Source organism: Streptomyces sp. NPDC008137 (genome assembly GCF_042957035.1).
Classification (GTDB): Bacteria; Actinomycetota; Actinomycetes; order Streptomycetales; family Streptomycetaceae; genus Streptomyces.
Genome location: NZ_JBIBHN010000021.1, coordinates 108,185 through 120,549 on the forward strand (window position 1 = coordinate 108,185; position 12,365 = coordinate 120,549).

Here is a 12,365-nt window from a genome sequence, read left to right on the forward strand (position 1 = left end):
GACACCGAGGGGGTACCCGATCACACCCGGCACCGAAAGGGATGACACGGCATGCGGATCGATCTGAAGGGCCGCACCGCGCTGGTGACCGGCTCCACACAGGGCATCGGCGCCGCGATCGTCTCGGGCCTGGCCGGGGCGGGCGCCAGGGTGGGTGTCAACGGCCGCTCGCCCGGGCGGGTGCAAGAGGCCGTGGACCGGATGCGGGGCGAGGCCCCCGGCGCCGACCTGGTGCCGGTGGCCGCCGACGTGACGACCGAGGAGGGCGCGCGGCAGGCGGTGGACACCCTGGGGCAGGTGGACATCCTCGTCAACAACCTCGGCGTCTTCGAGTCCGCGGACCCCCTGGAGATCAGCGACGACGAGTGGCGGCGCTACTTCGAGGTCAACGTCCTGGCCGCCGTACGCCTCACCCGGCTCGTCCTGCCCGGCATGACCGAACGCGGCTGGGGACGCGTGCAGTACATCGCCAGTGACTCGGCGGTCGTCATCCCCGCCGAGATGATCCACTACGGCATGTCCAAGACCGCCCTGCTCGCGGTGAGCCGGGGCTTCGCCAAGCAGGCGGCCGGCACCGGCGTCACAGTCAACTCCGTCATCGCCGGGCCGACCCACACCGGCGGCGTCGAGGACTTCGTCCACCAGCTCGTCGACCGCGACCTGCCCTGGGACGAGGCCCAGCGCGCCTTCATGCGACAGCACCGGCCGCAGTCCCTGCTCCAGCGGCTGATCGAGCCGGAGGAGATCGCGAACATGGTCGTCTACCTCGGCTCCGACCAGGCCTCGGCGACCACGGGCGGTGCCCTGCGCGTCGACGGCGGCTACGTCGACTCGATCCTCCCCTGACCGACCAGCACCACTTCCAGCGTGCGCGGCCCGTGCACCCCCTCGACCCGGTCCAGCTCGATGTCACTGGTCGCCGAAGGCCCCGAGATCCACGTCAACGGCCGCGTCGGGTCGAGGCGTTCCAGTCCCTGCGGCACCGACGACACGACCTGCCCGGGGACGCGGACGACGCAGATGTGGTGGTCCGGGACGAGGGTGATCCGGCGCCGCCCCTGGTCGGGCGAGCCGTCCAGCACGATCGTGCCGGTCTCCGCGATCGCCACCGCACAGGCCGTCACGACACTGTCCACCCGGTCGAGTTCACCCGGAGTGCTCTCCGCCCGGTCCGCCACCCGCGTCACCCCGGTCCGCTCCAGCCACGCCGGGTCCAGTCCGGGCGGCACCAGCACCGAAGCCGAACCCCGCTTGTCCAGCAGCCCCGCGATCAGCCCGGCCAGTCCCTCGGCGTCCGTGCGGTGCACGGCGGCCCGATAGTCCGCCAGGTTCTCGGCCAGCAGCTCGACGGTCCGCTCGACACTCCGGTCCCCGTGCTCGCGCGCATAGTCGCGCGCGACCGCCTCCTCGTACGGCGTGTCGTCCCGCGGCACATCCGCCAGCGCCCGCCGCACCCGGCCGAGAATCCGCTCCCTGCTGTTCACTTGGCCCCGTCCTTCCCGCCACGCGTGCGCTGCCACCAGTCCCGGAACGGTTCGGCGGGTACCGAGGGCAGATCCCGCGAGCCGCTCCACGCTCTGCCCGGTCCCGGCAGTGTGCGGGGATGGAAGCGACGAGTCCGCGAGGCCGCGCGCTGGCCGGTGCGCAGCGCGCCCGGGTGCGTGAACGCCCAGCGGGCCGCCCGCATCGCCGCACGCTCGGCGGCATGCCCCTTCGCCGGACGCAGCACCACCTTGTTGCCCTCCCGGGTGACCTCACCGCCCTCCACGACCCGTTCCCGCAGATGCACCAGCACCTCGGGGATGTCGATGGCGACCGGGCACACCTCGTAGCACGCCCCGCACAGCGAGGACGCGTACGGCAGCGAGGCGTCGATCTCGCCGGCCGTGCCCCGCAGCTGGGGGCTGAGGATCGCGCCGATCGGGCCCGGGTACACCGAGCCGTAGGCGTGGCCGCCGGCCCGTTCGTACACCGGGCAGACGTTGAGACACGCCGAGCAGCGGATGCAGCGCAGCGCCTGCCGGCCGACCTCGTCGGCGAGGGTGTCGGTGCGGCCGTTGTCCAGCAGCACCAGATGGAAGGTGCTCGGCCCGTCCTGATCGGTCGTACCGGTCCAGGTGGACGTGTACGGGTTCATCCGCTCGGCCGTCGAGGAACGGGGGAGGGTCTGCAGGAACACCTCCAGGTCCTGCCACGTCGGCACGATCTTCTCGATGCCGACGACCGAGATCAGCGTCTCGGGCAGGGTCAGGCACATCCGGCCGTTGCCCTCGGACTCCACGACCACCAGGGTGCCCGTCTCGGCGACCATGAAGTTGGCGCCGGAGATGCCGACCTTGGCGCGCAGGAACTTCTCCCGCAGGTGCAGCCGGGCCGCCTCGGCGAGTTCGGCGGGCGTGTCGGTGAGGCCCTCGGGGGCCGGGCGGCCCCACTCGCTCATCTCGGAGCGGAAGATGTCCCGGATCTCGCCCCGGTTGCGGTGGATGGCCGGGACGAGGATGTGTGAGGGCCGGTCCTTGCCCAACTGCACGATCAGCTCGGCGAGATCGGTCTCGTAGGCGCGGATGCCCTCGGCCTCCAGCGCCTCGTTGAGCCCGATCTCCTGTGTGGCCATCGACTTGACCTTGACGACCTCGGACTCGCCGGTCATCTTCACGAGCTGGGTGACGATCTCGTTGGCCTCGTCCGCGTCGGCGGCCCAGTGGACGACGCCGCCCGCCGCGGTGACCGACTCCTCCAACTGCTCCAGGTAGCGGTCGAGATGGCGCAGCGTGTGGTCCTTGATCCGCTTGCCCGCCTCGCGCAGCTCGGCCCAGTCGGACACCTCCGTCACGGCCTTCGCCCGCTTGGCGCGGATGGTGTGCGTGGCGTGCCGCAGATTGCCGCGCAGGGTCTCGTTGCCCACGGCCTCCCGCGCGGCCTCCGGAAACGCCGGCATGCCGACGAACGTCCCGCTCATACGGCCGGTTCCTCCTCCGTGCTCGCAAGGATCTCAGCGATGTGCACCGGCCGCATGCCGGTCCGCAGCCGGGTCATCGTGCCGCCGATGTGCATCAGACAGGAGTTGTCGGCCGCGCACAGCACCTCGGCGCCCGTCGACTCGGCGTTGCGCACCTTGTCGGTGCCCATCGCCGCCGAGACGTCGGAGTTCTTCAGGGCGAAGGTGCCGCCGAACCCGCAGCACTCGTCCGCCCCCGGCAGTTCGGCCAGCTCCAGCCCCTTCACGGCCTGGAGCAGCCGCCGGGGCCGGTCGCCGAGCCCCAGCCCGCGCAGCCCGTGGCAGGTCGGGTGGTACGTCACCCTGTGCGGGTAGTACGCCCCGACGTCCGTCACGCCCAGCACGTCCACCAGGAACTCCGTGAGTTCGTACGTCTTCGGCACCACCGGCGCCAGCGTGGCCGCGAGGCTGTCCCCACGCCCCTCGGCCCGGGCTCGTTCACCCATCCGCGGATACAGCTCGCGCACCATCGCCCCGCATGACCCGGACGGCGTCACGATCGCCTCGTACTCACTGAATACATCGGAGAAATGCCGGGCGAGCGGCTCGGCCTCGTGACGGTATCCGGTGTTGTAGTGCGCTTGTCCGCAGCAGGTCTGCGCCATCGGGAAGTCGACGTCGACGCCCAGTCTGGTCAGCAGTTTCACCACGGCGCGCCCGGTGTCCGGATACAGCGTGTCGTTGACGCAGGTCAGGAACAGGGCGACACGCATCGCGGCTCCTTGTGGTCGGTCATCGGATGAGTGAAGCGTAGTGCGGGGACAAGATCCGGGGGAGACCCCGTCAGTCCCCGGCGAGCCGGTCCTGCGCGGCGTGCCACCGCTCCGTACCGCCGCGCGGCTCGTACCGCGTGAGCGGCTGCGTACGGACGAGCAGCCGCCGCATCCCCGCCAGGTCCCCGACCAGACCGTGCGCCCGCGCCTGCACCAGCACGTTTCCCAGAGCGGCGGCCTCCGTCGGCCCGGCGACCACCGGCAGCCCGCAGGCGTCGGCGGTCAGCTGGCACAGCAGCGCGTTGCGCGTGCCACCGCCCACCACATGCACGACGTCGACCGGATGCCCCGCGAGCCGCTGCGCGTCCTGGACGGCCTTGCGATGCGCGAGCGCGAGGGAGTCGAGGATGCAGCGCGTCACCTCGGCCGGCGACCCGGGCACCGGCTGCCCCGAGGCCCGGCACGCCTCCGCGATCCGCTCGGGCATCCGCCCCGGCGCGAGAAACGCCGCGTCACCGGCGTCGACGACCGACCGCAGCGTCGGCACCTTGGAGGCATCCAGCAGCAGCGCGCCCAGATCCGTCTCGCCCCAGGCCCGCACACACTCCTGGAGCAGCCAGAGCCCCATGATGTTGCGCAGATACCGGACCGTGCCGTCCAGCCCCAGCTCGTTGGTGAAGTTGGCCGCCCGGCTCTCCTCGGTCAGCACCGGCGCGTCCAGCTCCAGACCGGCCAGCGACCAGGTGCCGGTGCAGATGTACGCGAACCGCTCGCCCGACGCCGGCACGGCGGCGACCGCGGACGCGGTGTCGTGCGACCCTACGGCCGTCACCGGCACGGGACCGGTCAGCCCGGTCTCCTCCAGCACCTCCGGCCGCAGCACACCCGCGGCGTCCCCGGGCTGCCGCAGCGGCGCGAACAGCCCGAGATCGATGCCCAGCCGCTCCGCGACCCCGTACGCCCAGTCCCGGGTGCGCGGATCGATCAGCTGGGTCGTCGAGGCGTTGGTCAGCTCCGTGCCCTGCTCACCGGTCAGCCAGTACGTCAGCAGATCCGGCATCAGCAACAGCCGCCGGGCCCGGTCGAGCTGGGCGCTCGAACGGGCGGCCGTCAGCTGGTACAGGGTGTTGAAGGGCGCGTACTGAAGCCCCGTGGCCGTGTACAGCTCCTCGGCGGGTACGGTCGCCCACACCTTCTCCGCGACGCCCTCGGTGCGGCTGTCGCGGTAGTGCACCGGGTTGCCGAGCAGCGCCCCGTCGGCGTCCAGCAGGCCGTAGTCCACGGCCCAGCTGTCGATGCCGACGGAGTCGACCGGCCCGGCCGCCCGCAGCCCGTCCAGCACCCCGGCGTAGAGCCCGAGCACGTCCCAGCGGAGCCCCTCCGGCACCCGCACCGGCCGGTTCGAGAAGCGGTGGGCCTCGCTCAGCTCCAGCGAGTCCGGGCCGACCCGGCCGACCATGACACGCCCGCTGGACGCGCCGAGGTCGACCGCGGCGTACGACTTCACACCCGCGCTCATCGCAGGAAGGCGGCCGCGACGCCGGCGTCGACCGGGATGTGCAGCCCGGTGGTGTGGGTCAGGTCCCCGCCGGTCAGCGCGAAGACGGCGCCCGCCACATGCTCGGGCAGCACCTCGCGCTTGAGGATGGTCCGCTGCGCGTAGAACTCGCCCAGCTTCTCCTCCTCGACCCCGTACACGGCGGCCCGCTTCGCCCCCCACCCCCCGGCGAAGATCCCGGAGCCGCGCACGACACCGTCCGGGTTGATCCCGTTGACCCGGACCCCGTGCTCGCCCAGCTCGGCGGCGAGCAGCCGAACCTGGTGGGCCTGGTCGGCCTTGGTGGCCGAGTATGCGATGTTGTTGGGGCCCGCGAACACGGCGTTCTTCGAGGCGATGTAGACGATGTCGCCCCCGAGCCCCTGCGCGATCATCACCCGCGCCGCTTCCCGCGACACCAGGAAGGACCCGCGCGCCATGATGTCGTGCTGGAGATCCCAGTCCTTGGCGGAGGTCTCCAGCAGCGGCTTGGAGATCGAGATCCCCGCGTTGTTGACCACGAGATCGACTCCGCCGAAGGCCAGCACGGCCGCCCGGAACGCCTCGGCGATCTGTTCCTCGGACGTGACGTCCACCGTCACCGCGACCGCCTTGTCGGCCCCGCCCAGCTCCTCGGCGACGGCTTGGGCGTTCTCACCGTTGAGGTCCGCGACGACCACACACGCGCCCTCGGCCACGAGCCGGTGGGCGATGGCCTTCCCGATCCCGCTGCCCGCACCGGTGACGAGCGCGACCCGCGTGGCCAGTGCCTTGGGCTTCGGCATCCGCTGAAGCTTGGCCTCCTCCAGCGCCCAGTACTCGATACGGAACTTCTCCGACTCCTCGATCGGCGCGTACGTCGAGACGGCCTCGGCGCCCCGCATCACATTGATGGCGTTGACGTAGAACTCCCCGGCCACCCGCGCGGTCTGCTTGTCCTTGCCGAACGAGAACATCCCCACCCCCGGGACCAGCACGATCGCCGGGTCGGCGCCGCGCATCGCGGGGGAGTCGGGCAGAGCGTGCCGCCGGTAGTAGGCGGCGTACTCCTCGCGGTACCCGGCGTGCAGCTCCTTGAGCCGGTCGACGGCCTCGTCCAGCGTCGAGGACGGAGGCAGGTCGAGGACGAGCGGCCGGACCTTGGTCCGCAGGAAGTGGTCCGGGCAGGAGGTGCCCAGCGCGGCCAGCCGCGGATGCTCCGCACTGGCGAGGAAGTCGAGAACGACCTCGGAGTCGTCGAAGTGCCCCACCTGGGGCCGGTCCTGCGACGCGAGGGCGCGCACATGGGGCGCGAGCGCGGCGGCCCGCTCCCGCCGCTCACCGGCACTCAGCGCGGCATACCCCTCGATCACCGGCCCGAAGGGCTCGGCCTTCCCCCGCTCGACGAGGAACGCCTCGGCGGTCCGGATGATGTGCAGCGAGTTCCGCTCGCACTCCTCGGACGTGTCTCCCCAGGCGGTGATCCCGTGCCCGCCGAGCACGCACCCGATGGCCTGCGGATTGGCCTCCTTCACGGCGGCGATGTCCAGCCCGAGCTGGAACCCGGGCCGCCGCCACGGCACCCACACCACACTGTCCCCGAAACACTCGGCGGTCAGCTTCTCCCCGTCGGCCGCACAGGCGAGCGCGATCCCGGAATCAGGATGCAGATGATCGACATGCGCGGCCTCGACCAGCCCGTGCATGGCGGTGTCGATGGAGGGAGCCGCCCCGCCCTTCCCGTGCAGGCAGTAGTCGAACGCGGCGACCATCTCGTCCTCGCGCTCGACACCCGGGTACACATCGACCAGCGCCCGCATCCGATCCAGCCGCAACACGGCGAGCCCGGCCTCGGTCAGCGTCCCCAGATCCCCACCGGACCCCTTGACCCACATCAACTCCACATCGCCCCCGGTGACGGGATCGGTCTCGGTGCCCTTGGCGGAGGCGTTGCCTCCCGCGTAGTTGGTGTTACGGGGATCGGCCCCGAGCCGGTGCGACCGGGCGAGCAGAGCGGCAGCTTCGGGATGGGTTGCCATGGATAGGAGTTCCTTTCAAGGGACGGCGGATGACTCACTCAGGGGCGCGGGGAACTGCGCGATCAACCACGAACAACCCGCCCCCCGCAGACAACAGATTTCGGCAGACGCTTACGCACCCCACCCCGCCTGCTGCCCACCAACCCGCTCGGCGACGATCTTCTCCCCCCACCCCGAACGCCGGTACGCCGAAACAGGGTCGGGGTCCAACCCCAGTTCCTCCCGCACCTCCCGCAGCAATGGCCGCACATCCGTGTTGTACGCATCCATCACCACGGCATTGGCCTCGAGGACATCCCCGGCCGCCTGCGCCGCACCCAGCGCATCCCCGTCAACGAGCAACGCCTTCGCCGTAGCCTCCTGCACATTCATCACCGACCGAATGATCGCCGGAATCTTCGCCTCGATGTTGTGACACTGATCGAGCATGAACGCGACGTCAGGCGTGAACCCCCCACCCCGAATCACCTCATACATGATCCGGAACAACTGGAACGGATCCGCGGCCCCCACCATCAGGTCGTCGTCCGCGTAGAACCGCGAGTTGAAGTCGAACCCCCCGAGCTTCCCCTCACGCAACAGCGTCGCCACGATGAACTCGATATTGGTCCCCGGCGCGTGATGTCCCGTGTCGACCACGACCTGCGCCTTCGGCCCGAGCTTCAGACAGTGCGCGTAAGCGGTGCCCCAGTCCGGAACATCCGTCGTGTAGAACGCCGGCTCGAAGAACTTGTACTCCAGCAGCATCCGCTGCCCCTCGCCCAGCCGCTCGTAGACCTCCGCGAGCCCCTCGGCCAGCCGGTCCTGCCGCCCCCGGATGTCGTCCTGCCCGGGATAGTTCGTCCCGTCGGCGAACCACAGCTTCAGATCCGTCGACCCCGTCGCGTCCATGATGTCGACGCACTCCAGCAGATGATCCACGGCCTTGCGCCGCACCGCCGCGTCCGGGTGGCAGATGCTCCCCAGCTTGTAGTCGTCGTCCTGGAAGGTGTTGGAGTTGATCGCGCCGAGCCGCACACCACGCCGCTCCGCGTGCTTCGCCAGCGCCGCGTAGTCGTCGACCTTGTCCCACGGAATGTGCAGCGCGACCGTCGGGGCGACCCCCGTGAACTCGTGCACCTTCGCCGCGTCGTCCAGCTTCTCGTACGGATCACGCGGCACGCCCGCCTGCGCGAACACCTTGAACCGGGTGCCCGAGTTCCCGTACGCCCACGACGGCGTCTCGACGGCCTGGGTCTTGAGCGCGGTCTTCGCCGCGGCGAGCTCGGTCACGTCAGGGCTCCTGTGGCATCGGGTCGTAACGACCACTGAATGAAACGATTCAGGACGTGAAGCTATGGGCCTCCCGAAGGGGTGTCAACCCCTCCGGCTCGCGCGGTTTCCCGTGACCGGCGCGTGACCTTCGAGCCTCGAACCGGCCTCGAAATATTTTCGACCGGTACCCATTGACGTGACATGCGCGGCCCGCCTAACGTCCCGGCAATCCAGTTGAAACCTTTCACGACGTCGAGAGGGCATCCCGCCGACGTCGTCGAGGAGCCCTCATGACCCACCCGTCCACCACGGGTCCGGCGCCGGTTCTGGCGCTGAGGGACGTGTCCAAGTCCTTCGGCGCGGTCCGCGCACTGCGGGACGTCTCCCTGGAGCTGTTTCCCGGGGAGGTGCACGCCCTCGCCGGCGAGAACGGTGCCGGCAAGTCCACCCTCATCAAGGCGCTCGCGGGAGTGCACCGGCCGGACGCCGGCCAGGTGCTGCTCGACGGTGCGCCCGTCGTCTTCAACGGCCCCGGCGACGCCCGTGACGCCGGCATCGCCGTGATCTACCAGGAGCCCACGCTCTTCCCCGACCTGTCGATCGCCGAGAACATCTACATGGGCCGCAGGCCCAAGCGCGCCCTCGGCCGCATCGACCACAAGGCCACGCACAACGCGACCGCCGCCCTCATGGAGCGCCTCGGCGTCGAACTCGATCCCGACCGGCCCGCCCGCGGCCTGTCCATCGCCGACCAGCAGATCGTCGAGATCGCCAAGGCCCTCTCCTTCGACGCCCGCGTCCTGATCATGGACGAGCCGACCGCCGCCCTCACCGGCAGCGAGGTCGCCCGCCTCTTCGGCGTCGTACGCACCCTGCGCGACCAGGGCGCCGCCGTGCTGTTCATCTCCCACCGCCTTGAGGAGATCTTCGAGATCTGCCGACGGGTCACCACCCTGCGCGACGGCGCCTGGATCGCCAGCGAGCCCCTGGACGGCATGACCGAGGACGACCTCGTGCGCCGCATGGTCGGCCGCGACCTCGACGAGCTGTACCCCAAGCAGGACGTGACACCGGGCGAAGTCGCCCTGAGCGTGCGCCGCCTCACCCGGGAGGGCGTCTTCACCGACGTCTCCTTCGAGGTGCGGCACGGCGAGATCGTCGGCCTCGCCGGGCTCGTCGGCGCGGGCCGCACCGAGGTCGCCCGGGCCGTGTTCGGCATCGACCGCTGGGACGCCGGCGAGGTCTCCGTCCAGGGCAAGGCCCTCGTCAACGGCGCCCCCTCCACCGCGATGTCCGCCGGACTCGCCCTGGTCCCCGAGGACCGGCGCGCCCAGGGCCTGGTGATGGACATGTCCATCGAGCGCAACATCGGCCTCACCGGGCTGCGTACGACCGTCAAGGCGGGGCTGATGGACCGGGGCGCCGAGCGCAGCCGCTCCCTCGACTGGGCCGTCAAGCTCCAGGTGAAGTACGCCCGGATCGCCGACACCGTCAACACCCTGTCCGGCGGCAACCAGCAGAAGGTCGTGCTCGCCAAGTGGCTGGCCACCGGCCCCAGGGTGCTGATCGTCGACGAACCGACCCGGGGCATCGACGTCGGCACCAAGGCCGAGGTGCACCGGCTGCTGTCCCAGCTGGCCGCCGACGGTGTGGCCGTCCTGATGATCTCCTCCGACCTGCCCGAGATCCTCGGCATGGCCGACCGCGTGCTGGTGATGCACGAGGGCCGTCTCACCGCCGAGATCCCGCGCTCCGACGCCACCGAGGAAACCGTGATGGCCGCAGCCACCGGGAGGGCCGCCGCATGACGGTCGTCACTCCCCGAGAGGCCCCCGTGGCCGACGTGCCCAGGTCGAGCGGCACACGGCTGGCCGACCGGGTCTTCAGGATGCGTGAACTCGCCATCCTGGTCGTGTTCCTGGTGATGATCGCCGTCACCCAGGCCGGCAACAGCGAGTTCCTGTCCGAGCAGGGCATCAAGGACCTGCTGCTGAACGCGACGATCCTGGTGCTGGTCGCCACGGGCCAGTCCCTGGTGGTCATCACGAGGAACGTCGACCTGTCCGTCGGATCCACGCTCGGCATCAGCGCCTTCGCCGCCGGAACGTATCTCCAGGGCGGGGGCGACCCGGTCGTGGCGATCGCGCTGGCCGTCCTGCTCGGCATCGGCTTCGGACTGCTCAACGGACTGCTCGTCAGCCTCGGCCAGGTGCCCGCGCTCGTCGTCACCCTCGGTACGCTCTACATCATCCGCGGCATCGACTCCATCTGGGTCGGCTCCCGCCAGATCACCGCGGCCGACCTGCCCGGCGGGTTCGTCGACTTCGGCTCCGGCGGCATCTGGGCGGTGCCGTACCTGGCGCTGATCGCCCTGGCGGTGCTCGTGGCGACGGCGTACTACCTCAAGCACTACGGCAGCGGCCGCGAGCTCTACGCGCTCGGCTCCAACCCCGAGGCCGCCCGGCTCGCCGGCATCCCCGTCCGCAAGCGGATCCTCGCCGCATACACCTTCTGCGGCGCCCTCGCGGGACTCGCCGGCGCGATGTACCTCGCCCGGTTCGGCAACGTCGACTCCGGTACCGGCAACGGCTACGAACTGACCGTCGTCAGCGCGGTCGTGGTCGGCGGTGTCGTCTTCACCGGCGGCTCCGGCAGCGTCTACGGCGCGGCCCTCGGCGCGCTGCTGCTGACCTCCATCAACAGTGTGCTGCCCGCCCTCGGGGTCAGCTCGGTCTGGGTGCTCGCCATCAACGGCATCCTGCTCATCCTCGCGATCGCGGTCGACCGGGTCGTCGCGCTGCGCGTGGCCTCCGCCCTGAAGAAGAGGAACGCCCGCCATGGCTGACATCTCCCTGAGCCGAGCGATTCGCTGGGACACGGTTGTGGGCGCCCTGCTCGTCGTGGTCCTGCTCTTCTCCTTCGGATTCGTGGACGGGTTCGGGAACGCCCTCAACCTGTCGTTCCTGATCGGCAACACGCTTCCGATCGCGCTGATCGCCCTGCCGATGACGCTGCTTGTGGTGTCCGGGGAGATCGACCTGTCGGTCGCCTCCACGGCGGGCCTGTCGGGTGCCGTGATGGGCGCCCTGTGGAACCAGGGCATGGCCATCGAGACGATCATCCCGATCTGTCTGTTGCTGGGTGTGGTGTGCGGGCTGGTCAACGGGCTGCTGGTGACGCGGCTGGGACTGCCCTCGCTGGCCGTCACGATCGGCACGCTCGCCGCGTACCGGGGCATCGCGCAGATCGTGCTCGGGTCCGACGCCGTGACCGATTTCCCCACGCAGTATCTGGACTTCGCGGCCGGGCGCCTCGGTGACACGTTCATCCCGTACGCCTTCCTGCCGTTCCTCGTCCTGCTCGCCATCGCCGTGGTCGCGCTGCACGCCACGCCGTTCGGGCGGTCGCTGTTCGCGATCGGGGCGAGTGAGGAGGTGGCGCGGTTCGCCGGGATCCGGGTGAAGCGGCAGAAGCTGCTCCTGTTCACGCTGACCGGGTTGATGGCCTCCCTGACCGGCGTGTTCTGGGCCTTGCACTACGCCAGCGCGCGCTACGACAACGCGACGGGGCTCGAACTGTCGGTCGTGGCAGCGGTGTTGCTCGGCGGGATCGACTTCGACGGTGGCAAGGGCACGTTGGGTGGGGCGATCGCGGGAGTGTTCCTGCTCGGGGCGCTGCAGAACGTGATGAGCCTCCAGGACGTGTCCGCCCAGTCGCAGATCGTCGTGACCGGTGTGTTGCTCGTGCTTTCTGTTCTTGGGCCTCGGGTTGCTCGGCAGATCGCCGTTGTGCGTGCCCAATCGTCCGGCTGACCGACCGTCTGTGGCTGGTCGCGCGGTTCCCCG

10 protein-coding genes are annotated in these 12,365 nt (G+C 70.4%); 4 read left to right on the top strand and 6 right to left on the bottom strand.

The genetic code is table 11. The annotated features are described in order from the left end of the window. Window positions 1-51: 51 nt before the first annotated feature. Window positions 52-846 carry an SDR family oxidoreductase gene (locus ACFZBT_RS28195; RefSeq protein WP_391108967.1) on the top strand — a complete coding sequence of 265 codons (795 nt, stop codon included), beginning with the start codon at window positions 52-54 and terminating at the stop codon, window positions 844-846. Here ACFZBT_RS28195 and ACFZBT_RS28200 read toward each other — a convergent pair. The 6 genes from ACFZBT_RS28200 to rhaI form a co-directional block, all read right to left on the bottom strand. After that, entirely contained in the window at window positions 822-1,484 is a 663-nt protein-coding gene (locus ACFZBT_RS28200; protein ID WP_391108970.1) for an LUD domain-containing protein, read from the bottom strand. The genes ACFZBT_RS28195 and ACFZBT_RS28200 overlap by 25 nt on opposite strands. Further along, on the bottom strand, window positions 1,481-2,959 hold the full coding sequence (locus ACFZBT_RS28205) for a LutB/LldF family L-lactate oxidation iron-sulfur protein (RefSeq protein WP_391108973.1): 1,479 nt from the start codon (window positions 2,957-2,959) through the stop codon (window positions 1,481-1,483). Before ACFZBT_RS28205 ends, ACFZBT_RS28200 begins: the two co-directional genes overlap by 4 nt. Then, a complete protein-coding gene (locus ACFZBT_RS28210) occupies window positions 2,956-3,711 on the bottom strand; it encodes a heterodisulfide reductase-related iron-sulfur binding cluster (RefSeq protein WP_391108976.1) in 756 nt (251 codons plus the stop codon). The genes ACFZBT_RS28205 and ACFZBT_RS28210 overlap by 4 nt, the downstream gene beginning before the upstream one ends. A 70-nt stretch (window positions 3,712-3,781) precedes the next feature. Then, entirely contained in the window at window positions 3,782-5,230 is a 1,449-nt protein-coding gene (locus ACFZBT_RS28215; protein WP_391108980.1) for an FGGY-family carbohydrate kinase, read from the bottom strand. Beyond that, complete coding sequence (locus tag ACFZBT_RS28220) at window positions 5,227-7,266, bottom strand: bifunctional aldolase/short-chain dehydrogenase (RefSeq protein ID WP_391108983.1); 2,040 nt, start codon at window positions 7,264-7,266, stop codon at window positions 5,227-5,229. The genes ACFZBT_RS28215 and ACFZBT_RS28220 overlap by 4 nt, the downstream gene beginning before the upstream one ends. 111 nt (window positions 7,267-7,377) lie before the next feature. Then, window positions 7,378-8,538 carry an L-rhamnose isomerase gene (rhaI, locus tag ACFZBT_RS28225; RefSeq protein ID WP_391108985.1) on the bottom strand — a complete coding sequence of 387 codons (1,161 nt, stop codon included), beginning with the start codon at window positions 8,536-8,538 and terminating at the stop codon, window positions 7,378-7,380. Window positions 8,539-8,810: 272 nt separating this feature from the next. Between rhaI and ACFZBT_RS28230 the strand changes: the two genes are divergently transcribed. The 3 genes from ACFZBT_RS28230 to ACFZBT_RS28240 are packed head-to-tail and all read left to right on the top strand — an operon-like array spanning window position 8,811 to window position 12,332. Beyond that, window positions 8,811-10,328, top strand: a complete 1,518-nt coding sequence (locus ACFZBT_RS28230) for an ATP-binding cassette domain-containing protein (protein ID WP_391108988.1) — start codon at window positions 8,811-8,813, stop codon at window positions 10,326-10,328. After that, window positions 10,325-11,365 (top strand): ABC transporter permease, encoded by a 1,041-nt coding sequence (locus ACFZBT_RS28235; protein ID WP_391108991.1) that lies wholly within the window; start codon window positions 10,325-10,327, stop codon window positions 11,363-11,365. Before ACFZBT_RS28230 ends, ACFZBT_RS28235 begins: the two co-directional genes overlap by 4 nt. Then, window positions 11,358-12,332: an ABC transporter permease gene (locus ACFZBT_RS28240; RefSeq protein WP_391108994.1), complete on the top strand. Its 975-nt coding sequence runs from the start codon at window positions 11,358-11,360 to the stop codon at window positions 12,330-12,332. The genes ACFZBT_RS28235 and ACFZBT_RS28240 overlap by 8 nt, the downstream gene beginning before the upstream one ends. Window positions 12,333-12,365 lie beyond the last annotated feature (33 nt).